Here is a 17701-nt window from a genome sequence, read left to right as displayed (position 1 = left end):
TACTGTATATTTGAACAGTGTTGTTTGTCGATCAGATTGCTATGCGTAAAATAATTCATATCGATATGGACTGCTTCTATGCAGCGATAGAAATGCGTGATGACCCAAGTTTGCGCAATATTCCAATTGCCGTCGGTGGGAGTGCTGACCGCCGTGGTGTCATCAGTACCGCGAATTATGAAGCGAGGCGTTATGGCGTACATAGCGCCATGTCAACGGCGGTTGCATTAAGGTTGTGCCCTCATCTGAAAGTTGTACCGGGTAGGATGGCCCTTTATAAAGAAACCTCTTTACACATTCATAAAATCTTTTCCCAGTATACGGATTTAATAGAGCCTCTTTCTTGGGATGAAGCTTATTTGGATGTCAGTGAGTGTGAGCATTACCATGGCTCAGCGACATTGATTGCCCAAGCCATTCGCCAGCAAATTTTTGATGAACTGCAACTCACTGCTTCGGCAGGGATAGCCCCAATAAAGTTTTTAGCCAAGATAGCGTCTGATCTAAATAAACCGAATGGCCAATACGTGATCACGCCTCAAGCGTTGCCCGACTTTGTTTGGTCATTGCCATTAAAGAAAATTCCTGGGGTAGGGAAGGTAACCGCACAAAAATTACTCGATATGGGGCTAGAAACTTGTGGTGATGTACAAAGTTATGATGTGGTTAACTTAATCAAAGTGATGGGGAAATTTGGTCAAGTCCTGTGGGAGCGTTGCCATGGAATTGATGAACGCTCAGTCAATCCTGATAGGCTACGTAAATCTGTTGGTGTCGAACGCACACTGGCAGAAGATATTCAACATTGGGAAGATTGCTTACCATTACTTAATCAATTATATGAAGAGTTGGAAGTCAGGCTTATGAAAGTGAAACCGGACCGCCGTATTGCTCGGCAAGGGATAAAAATGAAATTTAATGACTTTCAGCAAACAACTCAAGAGCATGCTTATCCCATTTTAGACAAGCAAGACTTAATATCATTAGCTAAGCAAGTGTGGGAGCATCGCCGTAAAGATCGAGGTGTTAGGCTAGTGGGCCTGCATGTAACGTTATTAAGCCCACAGATAGAAAGGCAATTATTACTAGATTTCTAAAAAACACCCGCCATTAATGACGCTGATCCCATAAAGCTAGACCGTTCATTAAGACGGGTATTTGAAGAAACAATTAGTTTTTAACAGGGATCGCTTTTAAGACCGCTGTTAATAATTTCCAGTATTCACCAACACTGGCGATATGTACTCGCTCATCAGGTGAGTGCGCACCACGAATGGTTGGCCCAATAGAGACCATATCCATATCAGGGTAAGGCTTCTTGAATAGACCACATTCCAGACCTGCATGGATCACCATTACATTAGGAATTTTACCAAACAGTTTTTGGTAAGTTTCGCTAACTAAATGCATAACGGGTGAGTCTGCATCGGGTTGCCAACCTGGGTAGCTGCCTTCTGCACGGTATTGTGCTTGTGCGAGCTTGCTCACCGATGTCAGCATATTCACGACATAGTTTTTACCGCTGTCGATTAATGAACGAACGAGGAAAATCACTTCGGCTTTCTCTTCCGTCATCGTGACAACGCCTTCGTTAAGTGAGGTTTCTACCACACCTTTTGCGACATCGCTCATGCGGATCACGCCATTTGGCGCCGCATTTAAGAAGAACACAAAGCGTTTTTGGCACTCTTCAGTCAGCGCTTTCAAGTTGCTTTGAGTTTCTTCTAATAAAAGAACTAAGTTTGGCTCAACAACGGCCAGTTCATTTTTTAAGATGTCTTCATAGCGTGCTCTTAGGGCTGTTAGTTCAGCGACTTTATCCGCTGGAACAGCGATAATCACATGCCCTTCACGAGGGATAGCATTACGAACGGTTCCCCCAGTGAATTCTAACAGTTTTAAACCAAGCTCTTCTTGGTGGCCCGCAAGGAAGCGTGCCAACAGCTTGTTAGCATTACCTAAACCTAAATGAACATCACCACCAGAGTGACCGCCTTTTAAGCCTTTTAATGTCATGGTGAAGGTTTTGTAGCCTTGCGGTACGGCTTCACGAGTGAGGTCAAATGTTGTTGTAAAATCAACACCACCCGCGCAACCCATATAGATTTCGCCTTCTTCTTCTGAGTCAGTATTGATCAGAATATCCGCTTGTAGCCAACCTGCTTGTAAGCCAAAAGCACCGTCCATGCCTGTTTCTTCGGTCATGGTTAACAGTACTTCAAGTGGCCCATGTTCAACGCTATCATCTGCTAGCACCGCAAGGGTAGATGCCATTCCGATACCGTTATCTGCACCTAAAGTTGTGCCTTCTGCCGTGACCCACTCTCCATCAACGTAAGGGCGGATAGGATCTTTGGTAAAATCATGTACCGTGTCATTATTTTTCTGCGGAACCATATCTAAGTGTGCTTGCAGCACAACAGGTTTACGATTTTCATAGCCAGGTGTTGCCGCTTTGCGGATCAAGATATTACCAACTTGGTCACGTTCTACATGAAACCCTTTTTGTTTTGACCATTCGATAATGTGTGTTGCTAGCGCTTCTTCATGATGAGAAGGATGGGGAATTGAACAAATTTTGGCAAAAATATCCCATAATGGCTGTGGTGACAATTTGGCTAGTTCAGACACGTTAGATCTCCTTAAGCGACTTTGGTCTTATTTATTTTTAGCTACTTATTCTGCTTAAAAGGTGTGGCACAGATATTCAGGCCACACGATTGATTTTCTCAGCATACACCTAATTGTTATAAATAGTCAGTGTAAATCATATTAATTCATCACAATTGTCCGTTTTTGCTGGTTTTTGCTGTGTCAAATCACTATAATCTCGCGCAACCTTTTTTCCGCAAGACACATTTCAGTATTACTCAGCAGTCGGGACCCGAATTTTATGAGCGAAAAATATGTCGTAACGTGGGATATGTTGCAAATACATGCCCGTAAACTCGCACAACGTTTATTACCAGTCGAACAATGGACCGGCATTATCGCGGTTAGCCGTGGTGGCCTTGTACCAGGTGCACTTCTTGCACGTGAATTGGGTATCCGCCATGTTGATACCGTATGCATCTCCAGCTATGACCATGACAACCAGCGTGAATTGAAAGTCATTAAACGTGCCGAAGGTGATGGGGAAGGTTTCATTGTCATTGACGACCTCGTTGACACTGGTGGTACTGCAAAAGCCATTCGTGATATGTACCCGAAAGCACATTTTGTGACAATTTTTGCAAAACCAGCAGGCCGCCCATTGGTGGATGATTATGTCGTTGATATTCCACAAAACACGTGGATTGAACAGCCATGGGATATGGGCGTGGTGTTTGTAAAGCCTTTGTGTGAGCAAGATAAATAAACCATAACGGTTTTGAGTTAGATCTAAATGACAGGTAAAAATAGCGCTAATATGGGGTGTGCCCTTTATTATGATGCTTAAAACATTATTACCTAATAAAATTAAACACGAAACGTTATGATAAGGGGGATGCAATGGCATTCCCTTTTTATTTTAGCTCAATCGACAGGTTATCAGGATGACTCAACAAAATCTCTCCGAAAAACTGTTCAAGCCAAAAGTTAAGCAAACTGAAACATCAACATTAGTTTCTTACTCCGCTTATAGCGCCCCTATTGTCAATAGCCATTCGGCATTAAGTGGTGCCCAGCACGCGGGCTGGTATCGTATGATCAATCGCTTGTTGTGGATTTGGCGTGGTATTGACGCTTTAGAAATTGAAGAGGTTTTGAGCCGTATTGCGGTAACAGAAGCCGAACGTAGCGATGAACATTTACTTGATACCATCATTGGTAATCGTCGCGGTAACTGGTGCTTTGAGTGGTCTCATCAAGCCATGCAATGGCAACAAAAAGCCTTGCAGTTTGAAGGAGGAGAAAAAGCCAGTCGGGCATGGTTGCGTGCTGCCAATTTGTACAGTATTGCCGCTTACCCTTTTATAAAAGGCGATGAATTAGCGGATCAAGCGATTCTCTTGGCATGCAAAGCCTATGATAGCGCCGCACAATTTTCGCGTTATAAACTGAAAAAAATCGCGTTTAAGGTCGATGGTAATAAAGAGGTATGTGGCTTTTTACATATCCCTTCAACGGGTCAGGGGCCTTATCCGACAGTCATGGTATGTGGAACGCTGGATAGTTTACAAATCGACTATTGCCGTTTTTTCCGTGACTACCTTGAGCCACTTGGTATTGCCATGTTGACATTAGATATGCCGTCAATTGGCTATTCAATTAAATATAAGCTATCCCAAGAAACTAGTGAACTCCATGAACAAGTGGTTCGCCAGCTAAACACAATCCCATGGATAGACCATACACGCTTTGGCCTTGTTGGGTTGCGCTTTGGCGCCAATGTCGCTTTAAGGCTTGCCTATATGTGCCCTGATAAAATCAAAGCTGTCGCTGTCTTAGGGCCAGTTGTACACAGTTTATTGCATGAAGAAAAATATCAGCGCGATATTCCACGTATGGAGCTGGATGTTTTCGCCAGTCGTTTAGGAATTTATCATGTTGATGGTGCGGCATTACGGCATGAATTAAGTTGCTATTCATTAAAAAATCAAGGGCTTTTAGGGCGTCGTTGTCGTGTGCCTATGATGTCGGTTTATTGGAAAGGTGATATTTATAGTCCTAAAGCAGAATCCGATTTGATCAGGCGTTCATCAATGGATAGCCATATATTAACCCTGCCAGAGACACCTGTTTTTGAAAACTTCCAAAAGTCACTGAGTGAAACAACAGATTGGTTAAAAAGTAAAATTGTTTAATTTTATTTAATAACTTGATTATTTTTTAACTTTTGTTAAAAAGGGATCTTCTCAAAAAGGAGATCCTTACATGGCGTTACCTACTGATTACTCTAATGGGAAGTATTTAAAGAAGTTTTCTGCTTTAGGACCTTATCTACGAGAAAAGCAATGTTTAGATGGTTGCTATTTTTTCGATAGCCTGACTGTTTGCGTTAATGTCAATTCAGCACCAGAAAGACGCGAGTTTTGGGGCTGGTGGATGCTATTATCGCCAAATGAAGATGGATTTGAGTATTCATACCATTTGGGTTTGTACAATGTTCATGGTACTTGGCAAGATAAGCCACTGAAAGATAATGCAACCCTTGATATCATTGAGCAGAACCTCATATCCTTCCATCAATCCCTTTCCAAACAACTTTCTGAGCTTGAGCTATCTTTGTTTCCTTCCGCAAAAATGGCAGAATTTAAATTGGAATTAAGCGCATAAAATTGTTTTAAGCCAACTTTTGTTGAATTTAGCGTTATGCCTGTTGGCATAACGCGCGCCAACTGATAAAAATGATACCTAATTTGTATTGATTAATTTTAATGGCAGAAAAATGATGAAAAATAGCCAGACACTTGTTGTTAAATTAGGCACTAGTGTATTGACCGGAGGCTCACGGCAATTGAACCAAGCTCATATTGTTGAGTTAGTCAGGCAGTGTGCGCAACAATATCAAAAAGGGCATCGTATTATTATTGTCACGTCTGGCGCTATCGCTGCTGGTCGTGAACACCTTAATTACCCCGAACTTCCAGCGACAATCGCGTCGAAGCAGCTTCTTGCAGCGGTAGGGCAAAGCCGCCTTATTCAGTTATGGGAACGTCTATTCTCTATTTATGGTATTCATATTGGGCAGATGCTGTTGACACGGGCCGATCTGGAAGACAGAGAGCGCTTTTTGAATGCCCGAGATACATTGCAGGCTCTGCTTGATAATGGCATTGTGCCTGTGATTAATGAGAATGATGCTGTCGCAACCGCTGAAATTAAAGTGGGGGATAATGATAATTTATCAGCCCTTGCCGCTATCCTTGGTGATGCTGACAAATTGCTATTATTGACAGATATTGAAGGGTTATTTGATTCTGACCCTCGTAGTAACCCGAATGCAAAACTGATCCCAGAAGTGTATGGCATCAATGATGAATTGCGTGAAATGGCGGGGGGAAGTGTTACTGGTCTGGGGACGGGGGGGATGGCAACTAAGTTGCAAGCCGCCGATGTTGCAGGAAGAGCAGGAATAGATGTCATTATTGCGGCAGGTAATAAGCCAGATGTGATCAACGCGGTGATTGAAGATATTCCAGTAGGCACGCGGTTTTATGGGCAGAAAAACCCAATGGAAAACCGCAAGCGTTGGATCTTTGGTGCTCCAGCGGCTGGCGATATATATATCGATGATGGCGCTCAACTTGCTATTATGGAAAAAGGAAGCTCCTTACTGCCGAAAGGCATCAAAAAAATTGAAGGTGATTTTTCCCGTGGTGCCGTTGTACGGATACGGAATATGGCAGGTAAAGATCTTGCTCACGGGGTCACTCATTATAATAGTGACGCTTTAAGAATGATTGCGGGCCATCATTCACAGGAAATAGGCCGCATACTGGGCTATGAACATGGCTCTGTAGCTGTCCACCGCGACGATATGATAGTGGGTTAATTATGTTAGAACAAATGGGAAAATCGGCTCGTGAAGCCTCATGGCAACTCGCCCAATTAAGTACAAAACAAAAAAATGCGGCTTTAGAGCAAATTGCTGATCTACTGGAACAAGAAAGTGCAGCGATTCTTGCCGCTAACGAAAAAGACATAGAACAAGCTCGTGCAAATGGGATGTCGCCTGCACTGCAAGATCGTTTATTACTAACGCCAGAGCGCCTAAAAAATATCGCGGATGATGTTAGAAAAGTGTGCCAATTAGCCGATCCTGTCGGGCAAGTGATTGATGGCAATCTGTTGGATAGCGGTTTAAATTTACAACGTCGCCGTGTGCCACTAGGGGTTGTTGGGGTGATCTATGAAGCTCGCCCAAATGTGACCGTTGACGTGGCTGCTTTATGCTTAAAAACAGGTAACGCGGCTATTTTACGTGGTGGTAAAGAAACGCATAATACCAATTTGGCTATCACAGACGTGATCCAAAAAGCATTAAAAAATAGCGGCATATCGGCGAATGCTATTCAAGCGATTAATAACCCTGATCGTGAATTAGTGGCGCAGCTACTCAAATTAGATCGTTATGTTGATATGCTGATCCCAAGAGGTGGAGCAGGGCTACATAAATTGTGTCGTGAGCAATCGACGATCCCTGTGATCACCGGTGGGATTGGTGTTTGTCACACATTTGTTGATGAATCAGTTGATTTTGATAAAGCAATCAACGTGCTGATTAATGCAAAAGTCCAACGTCCAAGCGCTTGTAATTCACTTGAAACCGTATTGGTTCATGAAAAAATTGCGGCGGCGTTTTTACCTCTACTAAGCCAAAAAATGGCTGAACAGCAGGTCACTTTACATGCCAGCAAGCAAGCTATGCCGTACTTGCAAAAAGGGCCTGCAAAAGTGGTCGATGTCACGCCTGAAAACTTAGTGGATGAGTGGTTATCACTCGATCTGAATGTTGAAATTGTCTCGGGAATTGATGCGGCAATCGACCATATTCGAACCTATGGCACCGCACACTCCGATGCTATTTTAACGGAATCTATCCGCCAAGCTGACTACTTTGTCCTACGTGTAGATTCTGCGGCAGTGTATGTCAATGCAAGTACTCGGTTTACCGACGGAGGTCAATTTGGACTAGGCGCTGAAGTTGCTGTGAGTACACAAAAACTGCATTCTCGTGGTCCAATGGGATTAGATGCCTTGACGACATACAAATGGATTGGTTATGGAGACTTCCTTAACCGAGCTTAAAAGTTAAATAATAATAATTAGGCCACACTTAGCGTGTGGCTTTGTTTTTATGATTATTGGTTGTTTTGAGACTAAAAAATCTATAACGCGTAGCGTATGCCTCGTAATGATCATGACAATGGGATGAATCAAAATGTTTTACATAATAGGTCCGAGAGGTTCAGGGAAAACAACAATCGGTAGGCGATTGGCTGATTATAAAGCATGTCAATTCATTGATACCGATAAATTGATTGTTGAACGTGCAGGAACCAGTATTGCGCGGATAGTAGAACAACATGGCTGGGAATACTTTCGTCACTTAGAAAGTGAAGTATTAAAATCGATAGCCGATCCAGATGCCGTGGTATCGACGGGGGGCGGCATTATCCTATCTGAAGAAAACCAACGTGTGATGCGTGATAATGGCACGGTGATCTATTTGAGCGCGAAACCAGAGGTTTTGGCGGCGAGACTAGCAGCAGAGCCGCAAGCTGATCAACGTCCAAGCTTAACAGGCAAATCAATATTAGAAGAAATTGAAGAGGTCATGTCACAAAGGGAGCCTCTTTATCAAGCAACCGCACATTATGTGATTGATGCGGAGCTGCCCGTCGAGACAATTATCACTCAATTAACAAATTTGGCTTAAAAGCATCGTGCTTCAAGGCACTTTAGGAGTAAACTACTTAGCTTAATTCTGGTTTTCAAGACATAATTATCTGTTGGAATGATAAAAGAAGACAAAACATAGGGATTTATTATGCTGGCAAATATGCTCAGGGCAGTACTTAGATTTTTATTTCGTATCCGCGTACTGGGAGACGAAAAAGAGTTATATCAAGACAAATGTCTAATTACACCTAACCATGTTTCATTCATTGATGGGATATTAATTGCGCTGTTTTTACCTATCAAGCCTGTGTTTGCAGTTTATTCGACTGTTGCAACACCGAGAATGATCAAACTACTAAAACCTTATGCTGATATTGTTCCTCTTGATCCGGCAAACCCTCTGGGGATCCGCAAACTAGTCAAAGAAGTTGAAAAAGGCCGTCCAATCGTTATTTTCCCTGAAGGGCGTATCAGCGTTCACGGCTCGCTGATGAAAATTTATGACGGTGCGGCATTTGTTGCGGCAAAATCAGGGGCAAAAGTGGTACCTATTCGTATTGAAGGCGCTGAAAGGAGTTATTTTAGCCGCCTAAAAGGTATTATTCCTTTGAAATGGTTTCCTCAAATCACTCTGCATATTTTACCCGCTGAAACTATCCCTATGCCTGAAGCGGCAAAAGCGATTGAACGCCGTCGTTTAGCCGGTATTCATTTATATAGCATTATGAAGTCAGCACGTATGGCTTGCCGTCCTCAAGTCACACTGGTTGAAGAATTTATTCAGAGCGTAAAATGCTTTGGACGCCGTTCACCATGTATTGAAGATATTAATTTTAAAGAAGATAACTACCAAACGCTGTTGAAAAAATCGTTAGGCGTTGGGCGAATAATCGAACGTTATACCCATGAAAATGAGCGTATTGGCCTATTATTACCAAATACAACAGTGACGGCGGCCGCTATTTTCGGGGCTTTAATGCGTGGACGAGTTCCTGCCATGCTGAATTATACGGCGGGTAGCCATGGTATTCGTAATGCACTTAAAGCTTCTCAAGCAAAAGTTATCTTTACGTCACGACAATTTCTTGAAAAAGGCAATTTAACCCATATTCCAGAGCAAGTTACTGAAGCAAATTGGATTTACCTTGAAGATTTAAAAGATACCGTAACTTGGCAAGATAAATTATGGATAGTTAAACACCTATTAATGCCAGCTAAGGCTGTGATCCCTCGTAAGGCTGAAGATGAAGCATTAGTACTGTTTACTTCTGGTTCAGAAGGCACGCCAAAAGGGGTTGTGCACAGCCACGCTAGCCTTATGGCAAACGTTGAGCAAATTAAAACCATCGCAGACTTTACGCCTCGTGACCGTTTTATGTCATCGTTGCCACTCTTTCACGCTTTTGGGTTAACGGTTGGGCTGTTTATTCCTCTCTTTTCAGGAAGCCGGGTCTTTTTATACCCAAGCCCACTCCATTACCGAGTTATCCCTGAATTAGTGTATGACAAAAATTGCACTGTGTTATTTGGCACATCAACATTTTTGGCTAACTACGCACGTTTTGCTCATCAATATGATTTTGCACGATTACGCTATGTCGTTGCGGGTGCCGAAAAATTATCAGATAGCACCAAGAAGATTTGGTTTGATAAATTCGGTATTCGTATTCTTGAAGGTTATGGTGTGACTGAGTGTGCGCCTATTGTCTCTATCAATGTTCCGATGGCCTCTAAAGAAGGCACGGTAGGGCAAATATTGCCACAAATGGACTCCCGTATTATCCCAATTTCCGGGATTGAAAATGGAGGCAAGTTGCAACTCAAAGGGCCAAATATCATGAAAGGGTATTTGCGTGTTGAAGCGCCCGGCATTCTTGAAAAACCATCGGCAGAAAACCAGCATGGTGAGCAAGAAGAAGGATGGTATGACACAGGTGATATCGTCGTACTTGATGAACTCAATTACTGCACGATTAAAGGCCGTGTCAAAAGATTTGCGAAGCTTGCTGGTGAAATGGTTTCACTCGAAAGTATTGAACAGATGGTATTCAGTTTGTCGCCAAACGCCCATCATGCTGTGGTTACGAAACCGGATAGCAGTAAAGGCGAGGCATTGGTCCTGTTTACCACAGATAAAGAGCTGGATAGAAGTGCACTTTCATCTGCCGCAAAAAGTAAGGGCTTAACCGAATTAGCTGTGCCGCGGGATATTCGTGTTGTAAAAGAGTTACCAGTGCTCGGAACGGGTAAAACAGATTTCGTTACGCTTAAACAGATGGCGTTAGAGGATTGAAGGTATGCAAGATGTCAATGCGCCACTCATGAGCCGAGGGATGAAAGCGGTTCTGGCTTCGCAGTTTCTTTCCGCTTTTGCTGATAATGCGCTGTTATTTGCCATTTTAGCCCAGTTAAAAGCGGAGTTTTATCCTGAATGGAGCCATCCCGTATTACAGATGGTCTTTGTATTTACCTATATCATCTTAGCGCCATTTGTAGGGCAAGTTGCTGATCGCTTCTCGAAAGGGCGTGTCATGTTAGTTTCAAACTTGTTTAAGTTTATTGGCGCGCTGGGGATCTGCTTGGGTCTTAACCCATTCCTTTGTTATGGGCTTGTTGGGATTGGCGCAGCATCATATTCCCCTGCAAAATACGGTATCTTAGGTGAACTAACCAGTGGCGATAACTTAGTAAAAGCAAACGGCGTTATGGAAGCATCAACAATCGCCGCTATATTAGTTGGCTCAGTTGTTGGCGGTATTTTATCTGATGTTAGCCTAATATTAGCCCTTGCGACCTGTGCTGTGCTTTATGCGTTAGCGGTAATTGCCAATTTTTATATTCCTCGATTAGTTGCCGCTCGCCCTGGTAAAGGTTGGCATTTTAAAAAACTATTCATTGATTTTTGGACAGCCTGCCGCACGCTGTGGGCAAACCAAGAAAGCCGTTTTTCATTGGTCGGAACTAGCATGTTTTGGGGCGCGGGTGTCACTTTACGCTTCTTATTAGTGGCATGGGTTCCTATCGCATTAGGCTTACAAGATAATGCAACGCCAACCTACCTAAATGCCGCGGTTGCCGTCGGTATTGTCGTGGGAGCGGGGCTTGCCGCAAAATTTATTACATTAAAAACCGTATCACGCTGTATTCCCGCAGGGATTGTGATTGGCGTTATGGTGATATTACTTGCTCTGCAAACTAAACTCATGCCTTCTTACGCCATCTTGGCTGTATTAGGGATTTTTGGTGGGCTATTTGTAGTTCCTCTCAATGCGTTACTGCAAGAAAAAGGTAAGGAAACGGTTGGGGCTGGTAACGCGATAGCGGTGCAAAACCTAGGTGAAAATAGCGCCATGCTTATTATGTTAGGGCTATATTCACTGGCAATGAAAGCTGGGTTGTCTGTGATTAGTGTCGGTATTGGCTTTGGCTCGGTATTTGCTATCGCAATTGCTGGGTTGTGGATCTGGGATCGCGCACGCAAAAAATAGGCATGTAAAGGTAAACAATCAAATGAAAAATGAAAGTTATCTCGAAACATTAAGCGTTCAGCTTGGTCAGCTCCTCAAAAAACAAGGTAAAACGATAACCTGTGCGGAGTCATGTACCGGCGGGTGGATTGCAAAAGTATTGACGGATATTGCCGGTAGTTCGGATTACTTTCATAGAGGGTTTGTGACATACAGTAATGAGGCAAAACACCAGATGATCGGTGTGACAGAAGCCTCATTGCAGAAGTATGGCGCAGTGAGTGAGCAAGTCGTTTCGGAGATGGCGCTTGGTGCACTTAAAGAAGCCGCCGCTGATGTGGCGGTTTCCGTCAGCGGTATCGCAGGTCCCGGTGGCGGTAGTGAGGAAAAACCGGTTGGTACTGTTTGGTTTGGATTTGCTCAAAAACACTCTACAGGTACTGTTAATATTACGACTAAGCATTGTGTGTTCCAAGGTGATAGAAATGCAATTCGTTTACAATCAACCGCTTATGCACTTGAAACACTTTTACAAATGTTAAGTTAAAAATCTTCTTGATACTGTATGATTATACAGTATACTTATCATCAACAAACCGAATTCAATCGTTCTATTTGCAGTGGGAGAGTCCATTGCACCAAAGGGAGTGAACATGGCTATCGATGAAAACAAACAAAAGGCATTAGCTGCAGCGTTAGGTCAAATTGAAAAGCAATTTGGTAAAGGCTCTATCATGCGTCTTGGTGAAGACCGCTCAATGGACGTAGAAACTATTTCAACAGGCTCTTTATCTCTTGATGTGGCTTTAGGTGCAGGTGGTTTGCCATTAGGGCGTATTGTCGAAATTTATGGTCCTGAATCTTCTGGTAAAACAACACTCACGTTGCAAGTTATTGCAGCAGCACAACGTAGCGGAAAAACCTGTGCATTTATCGACGCTGAACATGCGCTAGATCCAATCTATGCGAAAAAACTGGGTGTTGATATCGATAACCTTCTATGTTCTCAACCTGATACTGGTGAGCAAGCATTAGAGATTTGTGATGCACTGACGCGTTCAGGCGCTGTTGATGTCATTATCGTTGACTCCGTGGCCGCATTAACACCAAAAGCTGAAATTGAAGGTGAAATCGGTGACTCACACATGGGCTTAGCGGCTCGTATGATGAGCCAAGCGATGCGTAAATTAGCGGGTAACTTAAAGAACTCGAATACACTTTTAATCTTCATTAACCAAATCCGTATGAAGATTGGCGTTATGTTTGGTAACCCTGAAACCACTACAGGTGGTAACGCTCTGAAATTCTACGCTTCTGTTCGTTTAGATATTCGCCGTATCGGTGCTGTCAAAAATGGTGAAGAAATTGTAGGTAGCGAAACACGCGTTAAAGTTGTTAAAAACAAAGTTGCAGCGCCATTTAAACAGGCTGAATTCCAAATCCTTTATGGTGAAGGCATTAACACCTATGGTGAATTGATCGACTTAGGTGTTAAACATAAGTTGATTGAAAAAGCCGGTGCTTGGTATAGCTATAACGGTGATAAAATCGGTCAAGGTAAAGCAAACGCGACAACGTATCTGAAAGAGCATCGGGAAATTGCAGAAGAACTCGATAAAAAATTGCGTGAAATGCTTTTAACGCATACTGGTGAGTTTAGCAGCGCAGCGGCTGACTATATCAGTGAAACTGATGAAGATGAGACACCAGAAGAATTTTAATACGAACTTATTAGTTTGATAAATAAGAAGATTATAAACGCCACTCTAAAATGAGTGGCGTTTTTTTGTTTTTCATTTGAGCTATAATGGGATGAACAATGGTTTTTCTGTGGAAAAATAGCCCATTGAAAGGTATAAACATACTTTCAGAAAATATTCAGACGCTTTACAATGAAAGCCACGAATGGATGTATCTATACTACAAAAAATTCAAGGCGCAGCGAGGCGACAAAAAAATAAGTCGCTAAGAACATGTATCATGTCTGTAACTAGGACGAGTGAACATAGTCAACCATGCTACAACTTGAAGTATGAAGAGTATAAATTTTACTTCTACACAAAGAGACTTTATCTTATCAGTCACTTTTTAATCGGAGAGTTGATTAGAGGTGATGTTACATTCCATCTCAACAATTCGTAATTCAGTTTCCAGCTTGAAATCGGGATAATTATGAGTAAAAGCACCGCTGAGATCCGTCAAGCGTTTCTCGACTTTTTTCATACAAAAGGTCATCAGGTGGTCAGTAGCAGTTCGCTAGTGCCAAACAATGACCCAACATTATTGTTCACTAACGCAGGGATGAACCAGTTCAAAGATGTTTTTCTTGGTCTGGATAAAAGAGCATATTCCCGAGCGACAACAGCACAAAGATGTGTGCGAGCAGGTGGTAAACATAACGATTTAGAAAACGTTGGCTACACAGCCCGCCACCATACTTTCTTTGAAATGCTTGGCAACTTTAGCTTCGGTGATTACTTCAAACATGATGCAATCAACTTTGCTTGGGAGCTATTAACTGGGAAAGAATGGTTCAACTTACCAAAAGAAAAATTGTGGGTGACCGTCTACGAGACCGATGATGAGGCCTATGATATTTGGCACAAAGAAGTCGGTATTCCTGTAGATCGTATTATCCGTATTGGTGATAACAAAGGGGCGCCATACGCATCTGATAACTTCTGGCAGATGGGGGATACAGGTCCTTGTGGTCCATGTACCGAAATTTTCTATGATCATGGTGAGCATATCTGGGGTGGTCCTCCAGGAAGCCCTGAAGAAGATGGTGACCGTTATATCGAAATCTGGAACATCGTTTTCATGCAGTTTAACCGTCAATCCGATGGCACGATGGAACCACTACCTAAGCCGTCAGTGGATACAGGGATGGGGCTTGAACGTATTGCGGCAGTATTGCAGCATGTCAACTCTAACTATGATATCGATATTTTCCAAGAGCTGATCGCAGCAGCCGCTAAAGCGACAGGTTCTAACGACCTTTCAAATAAATCACTTCGTGTCATTGCTGACCATATCCGTTCTTGTGCATTCCTCGTGAGTGATGGTGTTATTCCATCCAACGAAGGTCGTGGTTATGTATTGCGCCGTATTATTCGCCGTGCAGTACGTCATGGTTATATGCTGGGAGCAAAAGACACTTTCTTCTACAAACTAGTGGCGCCACTCATTAACGTTATGGGAGCCGCAGCGGATGAACTGGCTCGTCAGCAATCTACTGTTGAAAAAGTACTTAAAACTGAAGAAGAACAGTTCGCTCGTACCTTAGAGCGCGGCCTACAGCTACTTGATGAAGAACTAGCTGCCCTTAAAGGGGATACCTTAGATGGTGAAACGGTATTCCGTTTATATGATACATACGGCTTCCCGATGGATTTAACCGCTGATGTGTGTCGTGAACGTAATATTAAGGTTGACGAAGAAGGCTTTGAGCGCGCAATGGAAGACCAGCGCCGTCGTGCTAGAGAATCAAGTGGCTTTGGTACTGACTATAATTCACTGATTAAGGTCGAAAAGCACAGCGAATTTTCTGGTTATGCCTATAATGAACAATTAGCAACAATAACTGCCATCTATAAAAATGGCCAGCCAGTCGATTCCCTGAACGCAGGTGAAGAAGGTTTGGTGATCCTTGATAAAACGGCGTTTTACGCAGAATCAGGTGGTCAAGTCGGTGATACAGGTTTGTTGCGTAATGATAGCGGTAGCTTTATCGTGACGGATACCCAAAAATATGGTCAAGCGATTGGTCATATTGGTAAGGTAGAATCAGGCTCTTTGGTGATTAATCATCGTATTGATGCCAAAATCGATGTGGAAAGACGTGATGCAATCCGTCTGAATCACTCAGCGACTCACTTGTTACATGCCGCTTTACGTCAAGTGCTAGGTGAGCATGTGTCACAAAAAGGCTCTTTAGTTAATGATAAATACTTGCGCTTTGACTTCTCACATTTTGAGGCTATGACAGCCGCTCAGTTGCGCGAAGTTGAAGATATCGTTAACGCACAAATTCGTAAGAATACACCAATTGAAACGGAACTTATGGATTTAGAGAGTGCAAAAGCGAAAGGTGCGATGGCACTATTCGGTGAGAAATACGAAGAGCGCGTACGTGTTCTGAGTATGGGCGGTGATTTCTCTATCGAACTTTGTGGTGGTACGCATGCAAGCCGTACTGGTGATATTGGTTTGTTCCGTATCCTCAGTGAGTCTGGTACAGCGGCAGGTGTGCGTCGTATTGAAGCGACAACAGGTGAGAGCGCATTGGAAAGTGTTCATAGCCAGTCAGAGCAACTTAATGCGATAGCTCATCTTCTCAAAGGCGATATGAGTAGCTTAGTTGAAAAAGTTAAGTCTGCATTGGAAAAATCTCGTCAGCTAGAAAAAGAGATTTTGCAATTAAAAGATCAACAAGCATCGCAAGAAAGTGCTTCACTAAGTAGCAAAGCAAAAGATATCAAAGGCGTTAAATTACTTGTTAGTCAATTAAATAATACTGAACCTAAGCTTTTGAGAACCATGGTTGATGATCTCAAAAATCAGTTGAAATCAGCGATTATCGTGCTTTCAACAACAAGTGGTGATAAAGTCAGTATAATTGTTGGTGTAACTAATGATTTGACTGCTAAAATAAAGGCGGGTGATTTGATATCCTATGTTGCTCAACAAGTCGGTGGTAAAGGCGGTGGGCGCCCAGACATGGCTCAGGCTGGTGGTACGGATGTGAGTGCGTTACCAACAGCTATGGCAAGTGTAGAAGATTGGGTGTCTTCACGGCTCTAGCTACTGGGGAAGTTACCTCATACACCGTGAGGTAACTTTCGCTGTTGCAACATTGTTAAAGTGTTGTAAGTGGTGTTATATTTTGTATGTATATAATTAAAAATGATTGCCTTGATGGCATCAATGCTTTAGGTGTATATCATTGCTTTACGTTTTCACGGTGTGTGATGGACAATAGCGGGGGAAACCTAGAGACCCGACTCTTTTAATATTTCAAGGAGCAAAGAATGCTTATTCTGACTCGTCGAGTTGGTGAAACACTCATGATAGGCGATGAGGTAACAGTTACGGTACTGGGAGTAAAAGGCAATCAAGTTCGTATTGGTGTCAATGCCCCAAAGGAAGTTTCTGTTCACCGTGAAGAAATTTATCAACGGATCCAGGCTGAAAAGACTCAACCAGACAATCAATAATAATGAATAAGCGTCCATATCTTGACCCACACAGCAAAGATGGACGCTTGTCTTTTATCTATATCCCTTCCTATATTTAATTTTTTCTCGCTTCCCTGTGGCTAATTGGCCTTTTATTCTATGGCCCTTACCACTTCTCTTGCACTGCATATGATGATTAACATGTTTTGCTAGCATATTTTTACGATAGAATTTCACAATGAGTCTTTTTTTACGACCTTAAAAATTGTGAAATTACCCCGTGATGAATATGATTTTCGATGCTAAACTAATCATCTTGCTTGTGAAATGTGCAAACGATCATTGAAAAGTAAAAAGTTTGGAAAAATTGTTTGACTTCTAAAGCGAGGAAAGTAATATGTGCGCCACACAGAGACGAGATGTCAAAAACAAATCGCCTGTGACTAAAAACGGTGAGGTGGCCGAGAGGCTGAAGGCGCTCCCCTGCTAAGGGAGTATGCGGTCAAAAGCTGCATCGAGGGTTCGAATCCCTCCCTCACCGCCATTTTAGAAGCTGCATCCGTAGCTCAGCTGGATAGAGTACTCGGCTACGAACCGAGCGGTCGGAGGTTCGAATCCTCCCGGATGCACCATATTTAACCCTATAAGTAAAGCTGGTGGGGTTGCGTTTTGGTTTTTAAGAACTGAAACAACAGTAGTCATTGAGAAGTGTAGAGTTTGATATTGTAA

The 17701-nt window shown here is 42.8% G+C and carries 14 protein-coding genes and 2 tRNA genes; 15 read left to right on the top strand and 1 reads right to left on the bottom strand.

Annotated elements, in window-relative coordinates; translation table 11 throughout:
* Nucleotides 1-41 precede the first annotated feature (41 nt).
* A complete protein-coding gene (gene dinB / locus PR709_RS07035; RefSeq protein WP_014656663.1) occupies nucleotides 42-1097 on the top strand; it encodes a DNA polymerase IV in 1056 nt (351 codons plus the stop codon).
* Between the two features lie 73 nt (nucleotides 1098-1170).
* Here the strand turns inward: dinB and pepD are convergent, their stop codons facing one another.
* Nucleotides 1171-2631: a beta-Ala-His dipeptidase gene (gene pepD, locus PR709_RS07030; RefSeq protein ID WP_004923192.1), complete on the bottom strand. Its 1461-nt coding sequence runs from the start codon at nucleotides 2629-2631 to the stop codon at nucleotides 1171-1173.
* Between the two features lie 262 nt (nucleotides 2632-2893).
* Between pepD and gpt the strand changes: the two genes are divergently transcribed.
* The 14 genes from gpt (at nucleotide 2894) to PR709_RS06960 (ending at nucleotide 17604) form a co-directional block, all read left to right on the top strand.
* Entirely contained in the window at nucleotides 2894-3358 is a 465-nt protein-coding gene (gene gpt, locus PR709_RS07025; RefSeq protein WP_004923189.1) for a xanthine phosphoribosyltransferase, read from the top strand.
* A 178-nt stretch (nucleotides 3359-3536) separates the two neighbouring features.
* Nucleotides 3537-4787 (top strand): esterase FrsA, encoded by a 1251-nt coding sequence (gene frsA / locus PR709_RS07020; protein WP_004923186.1) that lies wholly within the window; start codon nucleotides 3537-3539, stop codon nucleotides 4785-4787.
* 70 nt (nucleotides 4788-4857) lie between these two features.
* Complete coding sequence (gene crl, locus PR709_RS07015) at nucleotides 4858-5259, top strand: sigma factor-binding protein Crl (protein ID WP_004923183.1); 402 nt, start codon at nucleotides 4858-4860, stop codon at nucleotides 5257-5259.
* Between the two features lie 115 nt (nucleotides 5260-5374).
* Nucleotides 5375-6478 carry a glutamate 5-kinase gene (proB, locus tag PR709_RS07010; RefSeq protein ID WP_014656662.1) on the top strand — a complete coding sequence of 368 codons (1104 nt, stop codon included), beginning with the start codon at nucleotides 5375-5377 and terminating at the stop codon, nucleotides 6476-6478.
* 2 nt (nucleotides 6479-6480) lie between these two features.
* Entirely contained in the window at nucleotides 6481-7734 is a 1254-nt protein-coding gene (proA, locus tag PR709_RS07005; RefSeq protein WP_004923180.1) for a glutamate-5-semialdehyde dehydrogenase, read from the top strand.
* A 133-nt stretch (nucleotides 7735-7867) separates the two neighbouring features.
* On the top strand, nucleotides 7868-8365 hold the full coding sequence (gene aroL / locus PR709_RS07000) for a shikimate kinase AroL (RefSeq protein ID WP_004923298.1): 498 nt from the start codon (nucleotides 7868-7870) through the stop codon (nucleotides 8363-8365).
* Between the two features lie 111 nt (nucleotides 8366-8476).
* On the top strand, nucleotides 8477-10621 hold the full coding sequence (aas, locus tag PR709_RS06995) for a bifunctional acyl-ACP--phospholipid O-acyltransferase/long-chain-fatty-acid--ACP ligase (RefSeq protein WP_004923177.1): 2145 nt from the start codon (nucleotides 8477-8479) through the stop codon (nucleotides 10619-10621).
* A gap of 4 nt (nucleotides 10622-10625) precedes the next feature.
* Nucleotides 10626-11816, top strand: coding sequence for a lysophospholipid transporter LplT (gene lplT / locus PR709_RS06990; RefSeq protein ID WP_004923175.1), 1191 nt, complete (start codon nucleotides 10626-10628; stop codon nucleotides 11814-11816).
* 22 nt (nucleotides 11817-11838) lie between these two features.
* The gene (pncC, locus tag PR709_RS06985) at nucleotides 11839-12342 is read left to right on the top strand and encodes a nicotinamide-nucleotide amidase (protein WP_004923172.1); all 504 of its coding nucleotides are present in this window, start codon (nucleotides 11839-11841) and stop codon (nucleotides 12340-12342) included.
* A 106-nt stretch (nucleotides 12343-12448) separates the two neighbouring features.
* Complete coding sequence (recA, locus tag PR709_RS06980; RefSeq protein WP_014656658.1) at nucleotides 12449-13516, top strand: recombinase RecA; 1068 nt, start codon at nucleotides 12449-12451, stop codon at nucleotides 13514-13516.
* A 451-nt stretch (nucleotides 13517-13967) separates the two neighbouring features.
* Nucleotides 13968-16598 carry an alanine--tRNA ligase gene (gene alaS / locus PR709_RS06975; protein WP_004923165.1) on the top strand — a complete coding sequence of 877 codons (2631 nt, stop codon included), beginning with the start codon at nucleotides 13968-13970 and terminating at the stop codon, nucleotides 16596-16598.
* A gap of 227 nt (nucleotides 16599-16825) precedes the next feature.
* Entirely contained in the window at nucleotides 16826-17011 is a 186-nt protein-coding gene (csrA, locus tag PR709_RS06970; protein WP_004264815.1) for a carbon storage regulator CsrA, read from the top strand.
* 412 nt (nucleotides 17012-17423) lie between these two features.
* Nucleotides 17424-17516 (top strand) — tRNA-Ser (locus PR709_RS06965).
* Nucleotides 17517-17527: 11 nt separating this feature from the next.
* Nucleotides 17528-17604, top strand: a tRNA-Arg gene (locus tag PR709_RS06960).
* Nucleotides 17605-17701 lie beyond the last annotated feature (97 nt).

The sequence above is a fragment of the Providencia sp. PROV267 genome (genome assembly GCF_028477825.1).
GTDB classification, from domain to species: Bacteria; Pseudomonadota; Gammaproteobacteria; order Enterobacterales; family Enterobacteriaceae; genus Providencia; species Providencia stuartii.
This window is presented reverse-complemented; position numbering and strand designations above follow the sequence as displayed.

Coding starts and splice junctions, on each gene's coding strand:
- csrA (WP_004264815.1), top strand. CDS start 16,826: ATGCTTATTCTGACTCGTCGAGTTGGTGAAACACTCATGATAGGCGAT.
- crl (WP_004923183.1), top strand. CDS start 4,858: ATGGCGTTACCTACTGATTACTCTAATGGGAAGTATTTAAAGAAGTTT.
- aas (WP_004923177.1), top strand. CDS start 8,477: ATGCTGGCAAATATGCTCAGGGCAGTACTTAGATTTTTATTTCGTATC.
- aroL (WP_004923298.1), top strand. CDS start 7,868: ATGTTTTACATAATAGGTCCGAGAGGTTCAGGGAAAACAACAATCGGT.
- alaS (WP_004923165.1), top strand. CDS start 13,968: ATGAGTAAAAGCACCGCTGAGATCCGTCAAGCGTTTCTCGACTTTTTT.
- frsA (WP_004923186.1), top strand. CDS start 3,537: ATGACTCAACAAAATCTCTCCGAAAAACTGTTCAAGCCAAAAGTTAAG.
- lplT (WP_004923175.1), top strand. CDS start 10,626: ATGCAAGATGTCAATGCGCCACTCATGAGCCGAGGGATGAAAGCGGTT.
- gpt (WP_004923189.1), top strand. CDS start 2,894: ATGAGCGAAAAATATGTCGTAACGTGGGATATGTTGCAAATACATGCC.
- pncC (WP_004923172.1), top strand. CDS start 11,839: ATGAAAAATGAAAGTTATCTCGAAACATTAAGCGTTCAGCTTGGTCAG.
- dinB (WP_014656663.1), top strand. CDS start 42: ATGCGTAAAATAATTCATATCGATATGGACTGCTTCTATGCAGCGATA.
- recA (WP_014656658.1), top strand. CDS start 12,449: ATGGCTATCGATGAAAACAAACAAAAGGCATTAGCTGCAGCGTTAGGT.
- proA (WP_004923180.1), top strand. CDS start 6,481: ATGTTAGAACAAATGGGAAAATCGGCTCGTGAAGCCTCATGGCAACTC.
- proB (WP_014656662.1), top strand. CDS start 5,375: ATGAAAAATAGCCAGACACTTGTTGTTAAATTAGGCACTAGTGTATTG.